At 42.0% G+C, this 18,957-nt stretch carries 14 protein-coding genes and 1 tRNA gene; 11 read left to right on the top strand and 4 right to left on the bottom strand.

Annotated features, from left to right (window positions below):
• Positions 1 to 83 precede the first annotated feature (83 nt).
• The 3 genes from KGY70_00155 to KGY70_00145 are packed head-to-tail and all read left to right on the top strand — an operon-like array spanning position 84 to position 4,414.
• A complete protein-coding gene (locus KGY70_00155; GenBank protein ID MBS3773574.1) occupies positions 84 to 1,628 on the top strand; it encodes a hypothetical protein in 1,545 nt (514 codons plus the stop codon).
• Positions 1,625 to 2,869 carry a hypothetical protein gene (locus KGY70_00150; protein ID MBS3773573.1) on the top strand — a complete coding sequence of 415 codons (1,245 nt, stop codon included), beginning with the start codon at positions 1,625 to 1,627 and terminating at the stop codon, positions 2,867 to 2,869. The genes KGY70_00155 and KGY70_00150 overlap by 4 nt, the downstream gene beginning before the upstream one ends.
• Positions 2,870 to 2,902: 33 nt before the next feature.
• Entirely contained in the window at positions 2,903 to 4,414 is a 1,512-nt protein-coding gene (locus tag KGY70_00145) for an MBOAT family protein (GenBank protein MBS3773572.1), read from the top strand.
• A 166-nt stretch (positions 4,415 to 4,580) separates the two neighbouring features.
• On the opposite strand, the gene KGY70_00140 is transcribed toward KGY70_00145, so the two are convergent.
• Positions 4,581 to 5,000, bottom strand: a complete 420-nt coding sequence (locus KGY70_00140) for a hypothetical protein (protein ID MBS3773571.1) — start codon at positions 4,998 to 5,000, stop codon at positions 4,581 to 4,583.
• 210 nt (positions 5,001 to 5,210) lie between these two features.
• Here KGY70_00140 and KGY70_00135 point away from each other — a divergent pair, with 210 nt between their 5' ends.
• Positions 5,211 to 6,350, top strand: coding sequence for a saccharopine dehydrogenase NADP-binding domain-containing protein (locus KGY70_00135; protein MBS3773570.1), 1,140 nt, complete (start codon positions 5,211 to 5,213; stop codon positions 6,348 to 6,350).
• 52 nt (positions 6,351 to 6,402) lie between these two features.
• Here the strand turns inward: KGY70_00135 and KGY70_00130 are convergent, their stop codons facing one another.
• Together KGY70_00130 and KGY70_00125 are read right to left on the bottom strand one after the other, a co-directional pair.
• A complete protein-coding gene (locus KGY70_00130) occupies positions 6,403 to 6,651 on the bottom strand; it encodes a hypothetical protein (GenBank protein ID MBS3773569.1) in 249 nt (82 codons plus the stop codon).
• 384 nt (positions 6,652 to 7,035) lie between these two features.
• Positions 7,036 to 7,111 (bottom strand) — tRNA-His (locus tag KGY70_00125).
• Positions 7,112 to 7,318: 207 nt separating this feature from the next.
• On the opposite strand from KGY70_00125, the gene KGY70_00120 reads away from it, so the two are divergent.
• Complete coding sequence (locus KGY70_00120; protein ID MBS3773568.1) at positions 7,319 to 9,481, top strand: elongation factor G; 2,163 nt, start codon at positions 7,319 to 7,321, stop codon at positions 9,479 to 9,481.
• 79 nt (positions 9,482 to 9,560) lie between these two features.
• Here KGY70_00120 and KGY70_00115 read toward each other — a convergent pair whose 3' ends face one another.
• Entirely contained in the window at positions 9,561 to 10,973 is a 1,413-nt protein-coding gene (locus KGY70_00115; GenBank protein MBS3773567.1) for a gliding motility-associated C-terminal domain-containing protein, read from the bottom strand.
• A gap of 159 nt (positions 10,974 to 11,132) precedes the next feature.
• On the opposite strand from KGY70_00115, the gene KGY70_00110 reads away from it, so the two are divergent.
• The 6 genes from KGY70_00110 to KGY70_00085 all read left to right on the top strand — a co-directional run bounded on the left by KGY70_00110 (position 11,133) and on the right by KGY70_00085 (position 18,922).
• Positions 11,133 to 13,406: a UvrD-helicase domain-containing protein gene (locus KGY70_00110; protein ID MBS3773566.1), complete on the top strand. Its 2,274-nt coding sequence runs from the start codon at positions 11,133 to 11,135 to the stop codon at positions 13,404 to 13,406.
• Between the two features lie 56 nt (positions 13,407 to 13,462).
• A complete protein-coding gene (locus tag KGY70_00105) occupies positions 13,463 to 14,086 on the top strand; it encodes a DUF4290 domain-containing protein (protein ID MBS3773565.1) in 624 nt (207 codons plus the stop codon).
• A gap of 3 nt (positions 14,087 to 14,089) precedes the next feature.
• The gene (gene murA, locus KGY70_00100) at positions 14,090 to 15,397 is read left to right on the top strand and encodes a UDP-N-acetylglucosamine 1-carboxyvinyltransferase (GenBank protein MBS3773564.1); all 1,308 of its coding nucleotides are present in this window, start codon (positions 14,090 to 14,092) and stop codon (positions 15,395 to 15,397) included.
• Between the two features lie 161 nt (positions 15,398 to 15,558).
• Positions 15,559 to 16,287 carry a nucleotide exchange factor GrpE gene (locus KGY70_00095; GenBank protein ID MBS3773563.1) on the top strand — a complete coding sequence of 243 codons (729 nt, stop codon included), beginning with the start codon at positions 15,559 to 15,561 and terminating at the stop codon, positions 16,285 to 16,287.
• Positions 16,288 to 16,375: 88 nt separating this feature from the next.
• Positions 16,376 to 17,578: a molecular chaperone DnaJ gene (gene dnaJ, locus KGY70_00090; protein ID MBS3773562.1), complete on the top strand. Its 1,203-nt coding sequence runs from the start codon at positions 16,376 to 16,378 to the stop codon at positions 17,576 to 17,578.
• A 207-nt stretch (positions 17,579 to 17,785) separates the two neighbouring features.
• Positions 17,786 to 18,922 (top strand): SUMF1/EgtB/PvdO family nonheme iron enzyme, encoded by a 1,137-nt coding sequence (locus tag KGY70_00085; GenBank protein MBS3773561.1) that lies wholly within the window; start codon positions 17,786 to 17,788, stop codon positions 18,920 to 18,922.
• Positions 18,923 to 18,957 lie beyond the last annotated feature (35 nt).

Raw genomic sequence — 18,957 nt, 5'->3', positions numbered from 1 at the left:
CAATATCGTAACATTACGGTTTAAAAAACGGTATAATGGGTATAAACTAAAATCCGGGATTACGAACGTAAAACCTTCTCAGGATGATGAAACCTTATAAAATCTTTCTGACCTTTCTTACTATCCTGGCCCTTATTGTTTTCATCTCCTATTACTATCCCCGCGATGGCATTCAGATTATCCCCGGTTTCACAGTAAAGTTTCCTTCCTGGAAGCAGTTGCTTGCTCCCCGGGAAACAGAATATAAAGACATATCCGATATTATACAAGTACAAGACAACATGTATGTAGATACCGTGGCGCCGGATATCCGGGACACAACAGCCGGAACCGCTGAAAAGGATACATTGGTTTCTTCAAAAGACTCGGCGGATACGGCTCTTACCGATACCATAAACCAGGTCAGGCAGGATAAAAGAGCGGCAAAGGTAAATCTACTACAATATCCGGAAAACGATCCCCACGTTTTGTATCCTTTTTTCCGTTCACTGACAAACCTACATCATAATAATGAACTGATCAGAATACTACATTATGGGGATTCCCAGATTGAGGGAGATCGAATATCCTCATATATCAGAAATCAACTGCAAAAAAAATTCGGTGGTGGGGGTATTGGATTGTTTCCCCTTGTATTGCCAGGCAATACAAACATTTCATTAAACCATTCCCATTCAGGCAACTGGGAGCGTTACACACTTAAAGATTTGAATCAGGCCAATTTCAATCATAAACGGTTTGGTGTGCTCATGTCGTTTTCGAGGTTTTCTCCCTATTACAGTCATCATCAGGATGAAGTGTATAAAGCCCGGCTCAACATTCGTTCTTCGTCAATTGCATTCGATCTCGCCTCGGAATATACCCAGTGCAGGATCTTTTATGGCTATAATGAAGAGCCTTTTATCGCAAAGATGAATTATGAGGGAAAAACAGCGGACGCAGATATAAGACCCGCCTCTAACTCATTAAAGGAAGTAAAATGGGAAATACCGAAAACGGTCGAAGAGTTTACGCTAGGGTTTCAGGGGAACCACAGCCCCAATATATATGGCATCGCACTAGACGGGGAGCAAGGGGTTGCGTTAGATAATATACCCCTGCGGGGCAGCAGTGGAACAGACTTTACAAAATCCGACACCGCCTTCTTCAGGTCTATGTTCAACAAATTCAATATAAAACTTATTATTCTCCATTTTGGTGTGAATATCGTTCCTGTGGTGCGCGATAATTACGATTTCTATGAAGAAAGATTATACAATCAGCTCAGGATGTTTAAATCATTCGACCAGGATCTGTCGGTCATTGTTATGGGTGTTACGGATATGTCAAGAAAAAAAAGAGGCGAATATGAGTCCTACCCCAATATTCCCAAAATAAGGGATGCCCAGAAAAAAGCAGCATTCCGGGCAGGTTGTGCTTTTTGGGATACCTATGAAGCAATGGGAGGAAAAAATTCAATGCCGGGATGGGTATTCGCCGATCCTCCATTGGCCAGAAAAGATTTTACCCATTTTACCTACAAAGGCTCAGTGGTCATATCCAAAATGTTTTATAAAGCCCTTATGCACGATTATCGTGAATACAAACAAAATAAACAAACCTTAAACACCAAAGTAGAAGGCAAATGAATAAGATGATACGGATACTCTGCTTTGCAGCTCTTTTTATTTTACTTCTGATAAGCAGTTCGTCTTCCCAAAACAATTATTTTCATTATAAATTTTTAAATTTACAGGAAAATCGATTCAAAAATATTGAGGATACGCTTCATTACAGGAATTTGATGAAAAAATTCAGTAAATCATGCCATACAGATACCATTCCCGTTAACATACTACATATGGGTGATTCCCATTTGCAGGCAGGTTTTTATTCCAATGAGATCAGGAAAAACTTCCACCACTATTTCAGTAACACTTCATCTGCCAATCTGGGGTTTATCTTCCCTTACCATGCTGCACAAACCAACAACCCGGGACATTATCATACTGTGTCTTCCGGAAAATGGTCCTCCTGCAGAGCTGTGGAAAATAATTCCTGCAGCCAACTGGGCCTGTCGGGTATCAACCTAAAAACCAGGGATACCCTGGCCACACTGAAGATTAAGATCAAAGACTATTTTCCCTATCTCAATTATCGGATCAAAAAGACGGAATTATTCTGCAATTATCCGGATTCAACCTACAACCTCCGCATTAATGGAAAACCCATAAAAAGCCGCACCGATACCAATGTTACCAGCATTCAATTTGAACAACCTGCAGATTCGCTCACCCTGAGGGTTCGAAAAATAAAAACCAGGGACAGTAGTTGGTTTCGATTATCGGGAATTGTAATCAAACATAAAGACCGTGCACTCAATTATCACGGCATAGGGGTAAATGGAGCTACAGCCCGGTCCTATCTCAAGTCAGACCTTATGCCCCTGCATCTGAAAAAACTTCAACCCGACTGGGTCATCATCTCCCTGGGAACCAATGAGGCTTATAACCGTAAGTTCAACGGCCAGTCATTTTATAGAAATCTGACAAAGCTGATCACCACCATTAGAAAAAATACCGGCAATGCATGGATACTCCTTACAACTCCCGGCAATACACTAAGAGAAGGGAAATATAAAAATCCGAACAACCGTATAGCCAGGGAGCAGATTATCCGGGCAGCCAACGAATTTAACTGCGGATATTGGGATTTCTACAGAATTATGGGAGATACCGGGGCAATTAACCACTGGAGCAAGGAAAACCTTACAGCCAGCGACAAACTTCACCTGAATAAAGATGGTTACCAGCTCAAAGCCAACCTCTTCTTTGATGCTTTTTTGAGCAATTTCCATTCATTTTTTGCAAAGGATCTTTTGAACCCTTAAGCCCGACTTGTGGAGTATCTGAAAGAAATACTGATGTATTCCGAGGAAAAGCCCATGCTTTTCACAAGGCTTTATTTTTGGGCTTTCTTTACCGTACTTCTGGCCTTTTACAGCATACTGTATCGCAGGCGTGCCATTCGCAATGCCTATCTTTTTGTGATGAGCCTCTTCTTCTATTATCAATCGAGCGGTTATTTTTTCACACTTCTGATATTCTCAACGATCGCAGACTATACACTGGGACATCTTATATATCAGGCAAACAGCAGGATGAAAAAGAAACTATTCGTCGCCACCAGTGTGATCATCAATCTGGGAGTGCTTTCCTACTTCAAATACAGCTATTTTTTTATTAACATGATCAACAGGATATTCGATACCAACTACGAGGTTGTGAACCTGTTGGCTCAATTCTCAAATCAACTCGCAGAAACCAATTTTGATGTCAGTACCATCATCCTTCCGGTAGGGATATCTTTCTACACATTTCAAACCATCAGCTATACGGTGGATATATACCGGGGGAAGATCAAGCCGGTGAACAACATCATTGATTTCGGCTTCTATGTATCGTTCTTCCCACAGCTTGTTGCCGGTCCGATTGTCAGAGCGGCGGAATTCGTACCACAGCTTTATCAGAAATTCAAACTCACCCAACGGGAGTTTTCGCATGCGCTCTTTCTGATCATGACCGGGCTGATAAAAAAAATGCTGATTTCCGATTACATCTCCATTAATTATGTTGACCGGGTTTTTGAAGCACCTCTTTCCTATAGCGGATTTGAAAATGCAATGGCTGTATATGGCTATTCGCTTCAGATTTATTGCGATTTTTCCGGTTATACGGATATTGCCATTGGCGTGGCCCTTCTCCTGGGATTTCGTTTGCCCGTAAACTTTAATTCTCCCTATAAGGCCATCAGTGTAACCGATTTTTGGAAGAGGTGGCATATATCCCTGTCTTCATGGCTGCGGGATTACCTTTATATTCCGCTGGGAGGTAACAAAAAAGGGAAACTTCGCCGCCACATCAACATCATGATTACCATGTTGCTGGGTGGATTATGGCACGGGGCACATCTTCGGTTTATTATCTGGGGCGGAATACACGGAGTCGCGCTGGTCATCCATAAACTATGGATGTCACTGATGAAAAATCTATATCCCCATTATCATCCCATCTATAAAAGAAGCCGCCTGAACAGATTTTTTTCCGTATTTATTACATTCCATGTTGTTACAGCCGCCTGGATTTTTTTCCGCTCCCAGAATATGCGCAAAGCCAACCAGATGATCAGTCAGATACTCTACAATTTCGAAGCCGAGCTGATTCCCCGGATAATCATTTCCTATCAGGAAATATTCGGAGTGATTGCGGCTGGATTCATTCTGCACTGGCTTCCTGCCAGCTTCAAAGAACGGTACAGGGGATGGTTCATCCAAACCCCATGGGTAGTGAAAGTATTGGCCGTACTCCTTTTGGTGATCATCATATATCAGGTAAAATCAGCAGCAATACAGCCGTTTATATACTTTAAGTTTTAACCCGAATTATTCAAGAATAATTCTGACGCTATTGAAAAACCTGGTTTTTTGCTTCAATAAATCTCGCAAAAAGCCGGTTTTTCTAATGCGGGGTTAAGGATATTCGAATTTTTTTGCGCAAGAAGTTCCCTGCAAAAAATACTTACCGGAAATCATTAATTTTTAACTATTTGCTTTTATCCAGCTTGAACCGGATCCTCAGAACGCCATTCTCAAAACTTGTAGTAGTGATGCGAAATTCACCGATCTCGGCAGTATTCGATACATGCTCGCCAATACAGGGACAGGCATCGTAATCTCCTACCATCACAATACGAACAGAATGAAGATCCTGTTCAGGTAATTTGGAAATATCATAAAGGTGGCCTGCTTCCGACATATCTATGTGTTTTTCAGTTACCGGCAATCCCAGATTGATCACCCGGTTTACCTTGTCCTGAATCTGCTCTTCCTCATCTTCAGTGAGCGGACGGTTGAAATAGTAATCGCATTTGCTCTTCTTCTTTTCCAGGTGCATGGCAAAACACCGGTCACAGCCAAACATACGGATCATCGTCTGGTTCAGAATGTGTTCGGCTGTGTGCATCTGCGGATCGTATCGCTTCATAATCTCTTTTTTTAACCGGGAACAAGTATAAAAAAAATGGTTAAACTTTAATTGCCGAATGTGTTTTAAAATTTATTAATTTTAAGGTGTATAATTTTTTTCAGAGGCTGCCATGTTTTTGATATTGGCCAATAAGCCATAAAAAAATGTAAATTTGTATTATACATCCTGAATTAAAATGCATTTTCTATGAAAAAGAAAATAACTGTTCTGGGTACAGGAATGGTTGGAAAAGCAATCGTCGCCGATCTTTCCGAAAAATACCAGGTAACTGCCGTAGATGTTGACGAAAAGGCTTTAAACTACTGCCATGAAAAGTATGGAGTAAAACCCATACAAAAATACTTAAATAACCCCCAAAATATTAAAGAAGTAGTGACGGACGCTGACTATGTGGTTTCCGCCGTGCCTGGATTTATGGGCTACAATACGCTGGAAGCAGTCATTGAAAGCGGAAAAGATGTGGTGGATATCTCATTCATGCCCGAAGATTTTATGCAGCTTGATGAAAAGGCAAAACAAAATGGTGTTACAGCCATTGCGGATTGCGGTGTGGCACCGGGAATGCCCAACATCATTCTGGGGTTTCACAGCCATGAGATGCAAGTGGAACGCTTCGAATATATGGTAGGCGGCTTACCAAAAGAACGCAAATTTCCATTCGATTACAAAGCCCCTTTTTCTCCCATTGATGTGCTGGAAGAATATTTTCGCCCGGCCAGGATCAAAGAGTACGGAGATCTGGTTACCAAACCAGCCATGAGTGATGCCGAAATGGTATACTTCAGAAACATAGGTCACCTGGAGGCTTTCAACACGGACGGGCTTCGCTCCCTGCTTAAAACCATGAGCCACATTCCCCACATGAAAGAGAAGACACTCCGTTATCCGGGGCATATCCGAATGATAGAAGCCCTTAAACAATCGGGTTTCTTTGACAAACAAGAGATCAACGTAGGGGATCAGAAGGTCCGACCCATTGATGTAACCAACAAGGTATTGATGCGCGAATGGGAGCTTAAACCGGAAGAAGAAGAGTTTACTATAATGCGTGTAACCATGGAAGGGACCACGAATAAGGAGCGTTCCCGGTTTATTTACGATATGTATGATGAATACAACAAAGAAACCGGTCTGAGTTCGATGGGAAGGACAACAGGATTCACTGCAACAGCAGTCATTAACCTGCTCGATGAAAAACAATGTAAATTAAAAGGGGTCCAACCCCCTGAAATTTTAGGCAAGGAAAAGGAATTTTTCCCATTCATTATGAACTATCTGAGAGAAAGAGGTATTTATTATTACATGAGCGTAGAAAGACTACCTTAAAAAACATTCTGATGCAGAATGAGATGCAGCAACACTGCCCTTTTAAAAAAAATTAAAACAGATAGAAAGTTAGGCCTCCGTTTTCTGTAATGTCCCACTGTTCACCAACCGACTTGCCAATAATGATGTTAACGGTTTGATACATGGTGTAAGCTACTGCAAAGTAAGGCATAACACTATGGAAAGCATCATTCCGGGTCCAGATAAAATATTCGTTCATTGCAAAAATGGCAGCGCCAGTTGCTACACCCACAATAACCTGTTTCCGGATATAAACCACCTGTTTTTCCTTCTCAGACATACTCCTGCATTTTGCCTTAAGACCCATATAAGTTGCAGGAGGCCTTTCAGCAATTGCACTATTAAAGGCAATTGCCAAAATCAAAATTAAAAATAACCACCTCATAATACTGTTTGTTTGGATTTCAGATGGTTGTCCTCATAGATCCGAAAACCGACACTAAACAATCGGGTCGTTCAATTCCAATAACAAAGAAACGAAAACATCTACAGAGAAGGTGAAACATTCCTGATGTTTTTACTAAACGTCATTTTTTGTAGATAAACGTGCATTTTCCTTTGACGAAATAAACCACTGCATTTTATAGCGTCAAAAAATTATTAAAAATAATTCGGGGTAAAAAACAAAAAACTCCGGCAGCTTTACCCCGGAGTCCATACTGCAGGGTGGAGGATGGGACTCGAACCCACGACCTCTGGAACCACAATCCAGCGCTCTAACCACCTGAGCTACATCCACCATTATTTTATAGAATGTGCAAAAATAACACTTTCTTTAGAAGAAACTAAAAATTTAACTGGAAATTTTGTGTAAAAGCTATTGTTGATAAAGCTGGAATGTTAACAAAATTTTACTAAATTTGACTCCTTGTCTTACAAACAAGTAGAAGACAAGCTATTAATATCAATAACCATTTAATAATGTAATTAAAAGGCAGTAAGAAACTATGAAAATCTATCACACCAATCAAATCAGAAATATTGTTCTACTGGGAAATGCCGGAAGCGGTAAAACCACTCTGAGCGAAGACATGCTCTATGAAGGCGGTGTCACTCACCGGAAAGGAACCATTCAGGGCAAAAACACAGTATCAGATTATAACCAGGTGGAACAGGAAAGCCTCAACTCCGTTTATTCCTCCATACTGTATACGGAATTTAAGGACCACAAAATTAATGTTCTTGATGCACCGGGTGGGGATGAATTCATAGGTCAAGTGGTAGCCGGATTCAATGCTGCGGATTCGGGGATGATGGTAATCAATGCGCAAAGCGGCGTTGAAGTGGGAACAGAGATCCACAGCCGTTATTGCGAGCGCCATAACATGCCCTTTGTTTTCGTGGTGAACCACTTGGATCATGAGAAAGCCAACTTTGAAAAAACGCTGGAAAACATCCGGCAAAATTTCGGAAGCAAGGCAGCAGTAGCTCAATATCCGGTAAATGCAGGACTAAGTTTCGACTCAATCATCGACGTAGTCAAAATGAAAATGTATAAATACAATCCGGATAAACAGGTTACGGAAGAACATGAGATTCCTGATGACCAGAAGGATCAGGCAGAACATTACCACAATGAACTGATCGAAGCTGCGGCAGAAAATGACGAAAGCCTGATGGAGATATTCTTTGAGAAAGATACACTAAGCGAAGAAGAAATGATGAAAGGGATCAAAGAAGGGCTGGCCCAACAGGGAATATTTCCAATCTTCTGCACAGCAGCCGGTAAAGGCATTGGAGTGCAACGGCTAATGGAATTCATTATAAACTCCTGCCCCTCTCCTACCGAACGAGAAACTCCCAAAACCCAGGACGGAACCGAAGTTGAATTTGATCCCGACGGATCCGTGTCCCTGTTTTTCTTCAAAACATTCAATGAGCCGCACATTGGCGACATCAATTATTTTAAGGTCATGTCAGGAACATTGCAAGAAGGCATGGACCTGGTCAATGCCATTACCCAAAGCAAGGAAAGGTTATCTCAACTCTATGTCACGGCAGGTAAGCATAGGGAAAAAGTAAGCAAACTAATGGCCGGAGACATTGGAGCTGCAGTAAAATTAAAAGACACAAAGCTCAACCATACACTAAACCAGCCAAAAATTAACTATAAGTTCCCTTCTATTGAATTCCCGGAACCCAAGTATCGCTCAGCCATAAGAGCAGTGAATGAATCGGATGAAGAAAAGCTGGGAGAAGAGCTTAACAAGATGCAGCAGATTGATCCAACCCTCCAGGTGGAATATTCCAAAGAACTAAAGCAAATCATCCTCCATGGTCAGGGCGAACACCAATTGAATATCCTGAAATGGCATCTGGACAACATATCAAAAATCGAAACAGAATTCCTTCCCCCCAAGATACCCTATCGGGAAACCATCACCAAAGTGGCTCAGGCCAGTCATCGACACAAGAAACAATCGGGTGGTGCAGGCCAGTTTGGTGAAGTTTACCTGGTGATAGAACCCCATAAGGAAGATGCACCGGATCCCCAATCCTATAAGGTAAACGGGATGGATATATCTCTTAGCATTCGTGACAGACAGGAGCATGAACTTGAATGGGGCGGAAAACTGATCTTTTATAACTGCATTGTAGGTGGCGCCATTGATGCCAAATTCATGCCCGCCATACTGAAAGGAATCATGGAAAAAATGGAAAACGGACCATTGACTGGCTCCTATGCCCGCGATATAAGAGTTGCCGTATATGACGGAAAAATGCATCCCGTGGATTCCAATGAGGTATCATTTAAAACCGCCGGACGAACCGCATTTGAAAAAGCTTTTAAAGATGCCAATCCAAAGATCATGGAACCCATTTACAGAATTGAAGTCCTTGTACCAAGCGACAGAATGGGCGATGTAATGAGCGACCTGCAGGGAAGAAGGGCTATGGTAGAGGGAATGGACAGTGAAAGAGGTTTTGAAAAGATCAAAGCCAAAGTGCCCCTTTCAGAAATGCACAAATACAGCACTTCACTGGGTTCGCTCACCGGCGGACGCGCTACCTATACTATGAAATTTTCAGAGTACCAGCAAGTGCCACCGGAAATCCAGGAGAAACTAATCAAAGAATTCGAGGCAAAAAAGGAGGAAGAAAAGGGCTAATCACCAACAATGACCCTGATAAAAAGCTCCGGGAGGAAAACATTCCTTCCGGGGCTTTTTCTTTATGAAAGTATAAACCTTAATTTTCACGGAAAAGGTACAGGAATCCCGAATATTGCCTGTCCTCGTGCATGACACCATCATATCCCCTGCCCTTAATCACATAGATATAAGTCCCTTCCGCCGCATCACGGTTGCTGTTCCTGACTTTTCCATCCCAGCCTTGCCAGTCTTCAGGTTTACCATCAAAACGGTATACCAGCTCACCGGAACGGTTGAAGACAGAAACCTCTATCCATTTCATGGATACCACACCCCTCCTGCCACCTGTTACATTGCTTTTCTTGGGCAGCACAAAGTAATCATTTATCCCATTGTTGTCGGGAGTGAAGACATTGGGTATGGTGGTAGTATCAATTCTCGAAGAATCCACTTCAATATGATAAAAGGTGGTACTGTCCATGCAATGCTCATTACTCACTGTAAGACGTACCGGGTATTTTCCGGGTGTGTACGGTTCAATCTCAGTTTCAGAAGGAATTTGATCTTCCGAACTCCAGAGAATGCTGTCGCGGCCCATGAGTATATTTAATGAATCATTGAATCCCACCCAGTCATAATCCGAGGCATTTTTGGAATTGTTTTCAAAAGTCACATCCAACAGCGCCTCATTCACTTCACGCTTATTATAATCCACCACCTGGCCGTCATCCAATATCTTTTTTACATCAAACTCCGCTTGAACTGCTTTGGCCTCTACATTATCAATTGTTTTTGAACGGCTGTTCTCAAAAACATTGCTCACCGTGAGGGTATAATCGGAATCCTGGTAAGGCATGACAGGGACATTGCCGATTTTACCAATCAAACGATCCCCATATCCGGAGTATAGCGTATTTGGACTGTGAATTTCCACATCTTCACTGGCTTCCCAGAGTACATTGCGATTATTGGGGAGGGTCAGGGTGCTGGGGGGCGAATCACTGAGGTCATAATAGGTATAATCCATGCTAAAAGTATCCACTGCCAGCCAGAGGGTATTGCAGGTATTCTCTTCTATTCTGATTTCTCCGAAATCCGGAATGGTGTCCATTATCACCCAGGCATTGTAAGTTTCCAAACTGTCATTGTCATTTAAAATCTCTACACGCAATCCTTCTGCAGGCCGGTAAAGTACTCCCTGAGCAAATAGAGAATCCAGCCTGATTTTTGACAAGGTAGTATCCTTATGAACGAAGAGCGAATCGAATTCCTGGGTATTTCTGTTAAAACGTTTCCATAGGAAATCCGAAGTATCATCTGTGGAATGGGTTGCCGCCATTTCCTTGTTCTCATTCCCGGAGAAAAAAACAAAAATGGTGTCTTCCCCATATGCGGTAGACCTATAGGCATCAGCACTGCCTTCAAAATCGTACAACTGGGCATAAGAAGAAAAGGAAAACGCGATCAGAAAAAATAAAATACTTGAGATGAGTCTTTTTCCGGCCATCATTAAAATTTATATCCATTTATAAGACAATATTAAAAAATTTGTTGAAAAGTGCTTAATATTATTATATAAACTATAGAGCCATATTTTTTATTTTTGAAGAATCGCAGAAGGGAATTAATTTTGCGGTTTTTGACTGTATTTCAAAAAATTCTACATCAATTGGAAGATTTTCTAAAGCAACTGAATCAAGCACAAAAAGAAGCTGTAAAAAACTATCAGGGACCCTCCCTGGTTATAGCAGGAGCCGGTTCAGGGAAGACAAGGGTTTTAACCTACCGTATAGCTTATCTACTGAAAAAAGGCGTAAAACCCTGGAATATCCTTGCACTGACCTTTACCAATAAGGCAGCCTCAGAGATGAAAGAAAGAATAGCCGAGATGGTGGATGAAGAATCGGCGCGTAAATTATGGATGGGGACTTTTCATTCCGTATTCTCAAGGATTCTCAGGCTGGAATCCCGGGCTACCGGTTATTCGAAAAACTATACCATTTATGACAGCGTTGATTCAAAAAACCTGGTAAGAAAGATTATCAGGGAACTGAGCCTGGACGAAAAGGTATATAAGCCCAATCAGGTGCTGGGGAGAATATCTACGGCAAAAAACAACCTGATTACCAGTCAGTCATATTCCAACAGTCCAGATATCACCCAGCAGGATGAAAACTCAAGAAGGCCACGCATTGCGGACATATACCGCATTTACTCTTCACGCTGCCGAAAAGCAGATGCCATGGATTTCGACGACCTGCTGCTAAACACCAATATTTTATTCAGGGATCATCCCGAAATTTTAAAAAAGTACCAGGACAAATTTCACTATGTGCTTGTGGATGAATACCAGGATACCAATTTTGCCCAGTACCTGATCGTCAAAAAACTTTCCCAAAAATTTAGAAACCTTTGCGTAGTAGGCGATGATGCTCAAAGCATTTACTCTTTCAGGGGAGCAAAAATCGAAAACATTCTGAATTTCCAAAAGGATTTTCAGGATGCCCGGCTGTTTAAGCTGGAACAAAACTACCGCTCCACCAGGACCATTGTGGATGCTGCCAACAGCATGATCCGCAAAAATGAAAATCAAATTCACAAGAATGTATTCTCTGAGCAGCAACAAGGGGATAAGATCGAAGTATTATCATCGTTTACCGATACCGAGGAAGCCTATAACATTGCACGGTCTATCAGTGACAAAATCAACAGCGAAGGCTACGATTACGGGGATTTTGCCATTCTTTACAGAACCAATGCCCAATCGCGAAATTTCGAAGAGGCGTTCAGAAAATTTGACCTGCCCTATAAGGTTTATGGCGGAATCTCCTTCTATCAGCGAAAGGAGATCAAGGATATGCTGGCTTATTTAAGGCTCAGCATAAACTTTAAGGATGAAGAAGGCTTATTGAGAATCATCAATTATCCGGCACGGGGTATTGGTAAAACAACTTTGGGGAAAATTCAAAGCTATGCGGACGAACACGCTCTGAATATCTGGGATGTGTTGGAAAACTTAGAAGAATATCCGATCGACCTTAACAAGAATACAGCAGGCAAGATCAGAAAATTCACCGAAATGATAAAGGAATTCAGCAGGCTTGCCATAGAAGAGGATGCTTATCAGGCTGCCCTAACAATTGCTGAAAAATCAGGAATTATCAATGACCTGAAAAATGCCGGAACCTTGCAGGAACAAAATAAATTTGAAAATGTACAGGAAATATTGAACGGAATAAAGGATTTTACTGAGCGTTATCAGGGCGAAGAGATACCAACTTTGGAAGAATACATTCAAAATGTTTCCTTGCTGACAAACGCCGACAATGAAGGAGAAGAAGACATTAACAAAATTACGATCATGACCATGCATTCAGCAAAAGGTCTGGAATTCAAGAATGTTTATCTGGCAGGTATTGAGGAGGGGTTATTTCCGTCAAAGATGTCTATGAACAGTGACAAAGAACTGGAGGAAGAAAGAAGGCTCTTTTATGTTGCGCTAACGCGGGCGGAAGAGAAAGCCATACTAAGCTATGCAAACAACCGTTATAAATGGGGTGTATCAAATAAATCGCGTCCAAGCAGATTCATTTACGAGATTGATCCGCAACATATGATTTTTCCTGACTTTGAATCGGGTGCGAACGGGGAAGGCGAAACTGAGGATATGAAAACGGGAACAGCATTTACCCATGGTGTGAACGCCTCGCCCAAAAATCCCAACCTGAAGAAAATAGGCAGAAGACCAAAGGGTGAACAACCTCAAACCGAGTATAAAGGAGAGCTTCAGGTAGGCATGAAAGTGGAACATGACCGTTTTGGCAAGGGAAAGATTCTCAATATTGAGGGAGGGCCGCCTAATACCAAAGCCACTATATTTTTCAATGAACATGGTCAAAAACAATTGCTTCTGAAATTTGCCAAACTAAAAATAATATCCTGATAATTTGTTATCAATTCAAAAACCACTAATTTTGTACAAATTTAATCTCATCTTATATGGAGTATAATACAAGCAAAAAACAATTGATCTTACCGGAGTATGGGAGAAACATCCTGAAGCTGGTAGAATATTGCAAGACAATCAAAGACAGGGAGGAACGGAACAGGATGGCTCAATCTATTATTGAGATCATGAGTAGCATGTATCCACACTTCAAGGATATAGCCGACTTCAAACATAAACTCTGGGACCACCTCCTCATTATGGCCGAGTATGAACTGGATATTGACTCTCCTTATGAAGCTCCTCCAAAGGAAACCTTAAGAAGTGAGCCCGATCCCGTTCCCTATAACAACAAAGAGATAAAATACAAGCATTACGGAAAAATCATAGAAAAACTGATTCAAAAGGCTACAGAGTTTGAAGAAGGGGAAGAAAAGAAGGCACTTATTGAAACCATAGGCAATCAGATGAAGAAAAACTACATCTCCTGGAACAAGGACAGCGTAAGCGATGAACAAATATTTAATGATATAGAGAAACTTTCAGATGGAAAAATCAAGGTGGACCGGGAAAAAGTCAAACTGGCGGGCGCCAAGGACATAGTCAGTAAACTTAAAAAGAAACGAAACCCCAAAAAAGGGAAAAACAGCAACAATCACCATCAAAAATCCCATTGATTTATGGGTTCATTTATCATCCGTGGAGGCAAAACCCTAAAGGGAGAGATCAATCCACAAGGGGCCAAAAATGAAGCGCTTCAGGTAATCTGTGCTACACTCCTTACTCCTGAGAAAGTAACCATCCACAATATACCCAACATCAGGGATGTCAATAAACTGCTTGATCTGATCAAGTGTCTGGGGGTGACGGTAACCAGGGAATCCAACTCTACTTACAGCTTTAAAGCTGAGAGCATCAACTTTGATTATTTGCAGACCACAGAATTTACAGAAAAAGCAGAAGGTCTGAGAGGTTCAATAATGATCATGGGACCTTTGCTATCCCGGTTTGGAAAAGGATATATCCCCAAACCCGGCGGAGACAAAATAGGAAGAAGGCGGCTGGACATTCATTTTCAGGGATTCGAAAAACTGGGAGCCAGCTTTATATATAACCATACAAGCAACTTTTATACCATAGAAGGCGCCCGTTTGAAGGGCAATTATATGCTGCTTGAAGAAGCGTCAGTGACAGGCACGGCCAACATCATCATGACCGCTTCCATGGCAGAGGGAACCACCACCATATACAATGCAGCATGTGAACCTTACGTACAACAACTCTGCCACATGCTTAACCGAATGGGTGCCTCCATTACCGGGATCGGTTCAAATCTGGTAACAATTAAAGGTGTAGGGGAACTAAAAGGCTGCTCACACCATATTCTCCCTGATATGATCGAAGTGGGCAGTTTCATTGGCATAGCCGCAATGACCCAATCGGAATTAACCATCAAAAATGTTTCATACGATAATCTGGGTATCATCCCCCAGTCTTTCAGAAGACTGGGAATAGAAGTCCAAAGAAATGGAGATGACATTTACATTCCCAAACACGAACATTACGAGATTGAAACATTCATAGACGGTTCGATCATGACCATTGCCGATGCGCCCTGGCCGGGCCTGACTCCCGACCTGCTTAGCGTAATTTTGGTGATTGCATCCCAGGCCCGGGGAAGTGTGCTGATCCACCAAAAAATGTTTGAAAGCAGGCTCTTCTTTGTAGACAAGCTCATAGACATGGGTGCCCAGATTATTCTCTGCGATCCTCACAGAGCAACAGTAATAGGTCAGGACCATCAGATCAGACTGCGCCCTACCAAAATGACCTCCCCCGATATAAGAGCCGGAGTGGCGCTACTCATTGCTGCACTCTATGCTGATGGTACCAGCACCATTCATAATATCGACCAAATTGACCGTGGATATGAAAATATCGATACACGGCTGAACCAGATTGGAGCTGACATCCAAAGGACGGACTAAACAAAACTTGCCACAATTTCATTTAGCTGCTCCTTGCCTTGTGCCAATTTGTCGCAATACCATATTTTGGCAAATTATTTGATCAATACAAATAAAATTTTTTAAATCAGGTTGTGTGGATATTAAAAAAACAGGATTTGGATATGACAAAAGAAAAAAATATGAAATCAGAAGAAAAGAAAAATCAGGAACAACTCAATACAGAAGAAACACAGGAACAAACGCAACAGCAGGCCCAGGAAGAGCAAGGTAAAGAAACGATAGCACAGGAAACAACTGAGGAGACAAGTCAGGGAAAAGAAAAACAAAAAGGTGCTTCGCAGAAAAAGGAAAAATCCAAAAAGAAAGAGGGCAAAAAATCTGCTGAGGATAAAGAGAAAAAGGAACAGGAACAGGAACAGAAGCAAGAAGAAGCGGAAGCACAACAGGAAGAAGAAAAGAAAGAAGAAAAATCAGATAAAGAAAAACTGGCAGAACTTCAGGATAAATATCTCAGATTAACAGCAGAATACGACAACTACAGGAAAAGAACCCTCAAAGAAAAGATGGAGCTCACAAAATCGGCAGGGGAAGATATTCTGAAAGGATTGCTTCCCATTATGGATGATTTTGAGCGTGCGCTTCAGTCAATTGATGAGGCTGGAGACATCCAGGCCGTTAAAGATGGTGTTTATCTGATATATAACAAATTCAAAGATTTCTTGAATCAACAGGGTGTCAAGGAAATAGAAGCACAAGACAAGGATTTTGACACCGACAAGCACGAAGCCGTTTCAAAGGTTCCCGCACAAAATGAGGAGCTGAAGGGTAAAGTAGTAGATGTAGTGCAAAAAGGATATTATTTGAACGATAAAGTATTAAGATACGCCAAAGTCGTTGTAGGAGAATAGAAGCGGGAGTTTTAATTCCCGAGTGTTTAAATCCTTTGAAAAAACAAAACAAATTTGTCAAAAAAGATAAGGAAAAGAGAGAGATTTTATGGCTGGTGAAAAAGATTATTATGAAATATTAGGTGTTTCTAGGGATGCTTCCCAGGAGGAAATTAAGAAAGCCTACCGCAAGATGGCGATCAAACATCATCCGGACAAAAATCCCGGAGATAAAGAGGCGGAAAGAAAGTTCAAGGAAGCAGCCGAGGCATACGAAGTATTGGGCAATCCGGATAAACGTAAAAAATATGATCGGTTTGGTCATGCCGGAGTAAAAGGTGGAGCCGGCGCCGGTAGTAGCGGTGGCTTTCATGGAGGTGGTATGACCATCGAAGACATCTTTGAACAGTTTGGTGACATCTTTGGCGGAGGTTTCGGTAGTGCCTTTAGTGGTTTCGGTGGTTTTGGAGATTTCGGCGAAACTACCGGCAGAAGAAGGAGAAGCCGAAAAACCAGCAAGGGATCCAATATACGAGTAAAGGTGGCTTTAACCCTGGAGGAAATCGCAAAAGGAGTCAACAAAAAACTGAAGCTCAATAAGTACATACAATGCGATGCCTGTAACGGAACAGGGGCGGAAAATGCTTCATCATCAGCTTACAGTACATGCCCAACCTGCAAAGGATCAGGACAGGTAACACAGGTTACCAATACCTTTTTGGGTCAGATGCAAACCACCTCAAGTTGTCCGCAATGCGGAGGTGAAGGCAGGATACTGCATAACAAATGCACCAAGTGTCATGGCGAAGGAATTGTCAAAGGAAATGAGGTTGTTTCCGTTGATATACCGGCAGGCGTAGCAGAAGGAATGCAGATGACCGTCAGCGGAAAAGGAAACGCAGCCAGACGAGGCGGTATTAACGGCGATCTGATCGTCCTGATTGAGGAGAAAGAGCATCCTTACTTCACCCGCGACGGAAATGATCTGATATACGGACTTTATATCAGTTTCCCTACTGCTGCAATGGGAGGGCCTGTAGAAGTCCCCACATTGGATGGTAAGGTTAAGATCAAAGTAGAACCCGGCACGCAGCCTGGTAAGATACTGCGCCTCCGCGGAAAAGGCCTGCCTGAAGTAAATGGTTACGGTAAGGGAGATCTGCTGGTGAACGTCAATGTATGGGTTCCCAAAAATCTCACCAAAGAAGAGAAAAAAATGATGGAAACCATGGAGCATTCTTCCAATTTCCAACCGAACCCGGATGAAACGGACAAGACCTTCTTTGAAAAGATGAAGGCATTCTTCGAATAGAGCAATCAAAACCCAATATATATCATCTTTAAAAATAAATGGCGTCACCGTGTGTGATGCCATTTATTTTATCACACATGGCTTAATGATAGGAGCCGCCTGGCTCAGAGAAAAAATACGAGCACCTGAATGCCGATGGATGTAACCCGGGATTGCAGAATACCGTATAGTTCTTCAACTTTATCGGTCATTAAAATTTTCCTGATCATGATTAAAAACCTAAAAGTATTCAGCGTTGGCCTTTTTTTATCGGCTGGCATAGCATTGTTTCTGCACAGTTGCGAAATGCAGGAGGAAACCAGGCTCAACCCCGAAATAATAATCACCAATCCCGAAAATAATACGGAAATTGTCAGAGGTTCAACAATAAAAATTACGGCACAGCTCAAGGATTTCAGCCAGTACTACAAAGTACACAGCATCAGCTTAACAGCCGGAGACTCCACGCTGATGCAAAAAGAAGATTTTGTGCCTCAATTTTCCTATAGCCTGTCAACCAGTGATTTAACGGTAGAATCCAGCACACAGATATCCGCAAAGGTCCGGTACACCAATGAAAAGCCCGAAGATAAGAACTGGAACTACTTCTCAGTAAGGGATCACTATGAAGATTATGTGGAAGGAGACACCAATAAAGTTGGTGCAGATACACTGAAAGCCAATACAAGCATAACCATCAGCCTTTCAGGTCACCCGGGAAGCAAGATATCGATGGATTTTGTATCTTTTTCACCTGATACAATGACCGTCGAAAATGATACACTCATCGTCGATTCTATGGAAGTTGGAAAATATGAAGTGACCAATCAACAGTATACCAAATTTATGAATTCTATAGGGGTAGATTCCACCGGTTGCTATGAAGGAATTAAGTATATCTTCCTTAATGGTACGACCGGAATCACCTATAACGGGGAGAACTTTATAACCGGGAATGGATGGGAATCTTTGCCGGTGGTTAACGTTACATGGGTAGGCGCCAACAGTTTCTGCCAATGGATGGGGGGACGTCTGCCTACTGAAAAAGAATGGTATTACGCCAGTAAACCATATTACCCCTATGGTGGAAGCGACTATTCTCTGGATGAAGTCGCATGGTATAAAGAAAATTCCAATGGACAGCTCCATGCGGTTGGTATTAAAACCCCCAATGCTTACGGGCTTTTCGACATGACCGGCAATGCTGCTGAATGGTGCTTAAACGGGTACAACGATTCATCCAAAGTATACAAGGGAGGTCATTGGAATTCACCGGCAACAGACCTAAAGACCTCAGCACGTTTTCACCTGCCTCCCAATAAAGCCGGGAATTACCTGGGATTCAGGGTGCTTATTCCCCAATAACCCATTAAAAGAGCTGGTATCCTAATCTGATGCGT

The sequence above is a fragment of the Bacteroidales bacterium genome (assembly GCA_018334875.1).
Classification (GTDB): domain Bacteria; phylum Bacteroidota; class Bacteroidia; order Bacteroidales; family UBA12077; genus JAGXLC01.
This window is presented reverse-complemented; position numbering and strand designations above follow the sequence as displayed.

Excerpts from the sequence above, each read along its gene's own strand:
- KGY70_00105 (MBS3773565.1), top strand. The coding sequence starts at position 13,463 with ATGGAGTATAATACAAGCAAAAAACAATTGATCTTACCGGAGTATGGG.
- KGY70_00130 (MBS3773569.1), bottom strand. The coding sequence starts at position 6,651 with ATGTCTGAGAAGGAAAAACAGGTGGTTTATATCCGGAAACAGGTTATT.
- murA (MBS3773564.1), top strand. The coding sequence starts at position 14,090 with ATGGGTTCATTTATCATCCGTGGAGGCAAAACCCTAAAGGGAGAGATC.
- KGY70_00155 (MBS3773574.1), top strand. The coding sequence starts at position 84 with ATGATGAAACCTTATAAAATCTTTCTGACCTTTCTTACTATCCTGGCC.
- KGY70_00150 (MBS3773573.1), top strand. The coding sequence starts at position 1,625 with ATGAATAAGATGATACGGATACTCTGCTTTGCAGCTCTTTTTATTTTA.
- KGY70_00115 (MBS3773567.1), bottom strand. The coding sequence starts at position 10,973 with ATGATGGCCGGAAAAAGACTCATCTCAAGTATTTTATTTTTTCTGATC.
- KGY70_00145 (MBS3773572.1), top strand. The coding sequence starts at position 2,903 with ATGTATTCCGAGGAAAAGCCCATGCTTTTCACAAGGCTTTATTTTTGG.
- KGY70_00120 (MBS3773568.1), top strand. The coding sequence starts at position 7,319 with ATGAAAATCTATCACACCAATCAAATCAGAAATATTGTTCTACTGGGA.
- KGY70_00095 (MBS3773563.1), top strand. The coding sequence starts at position 15,559 with ATGAAATCAGAAGAAAAGAAAAATCAGGAACAACTCAATACAGAAGAA.
- KGY70_00135 (MBS3773570.1), top strand. The coding sequence starts at position 5,211 with ATGAAAAAGAAAATAACTGTTCTGGGTACAGGAATGGTTGGAAAAGCA.
- KGY70_00085 (MBS3773561.1), top strand. The coding sequence starts at position 17,786 with ATGATTAAAAACCTAAAAGTATTCAGCGTTGGCCTTTTTTTATCGGCT.
- dnaJ (MBS3773562.1), top strand. The coding sequence starts at position 16,376 with ATGGCTGGTGAAAAAGATTATTATGAAATATTAGGTGTTTCTAGGGAT.
- KGY70_00140 (MBS3773571.1), bottom strand. The coding sequence starts at position 5,000 with ATGCACACAGCCGAACACATTCTGAACCAGACGATGATCCGTATGTTT.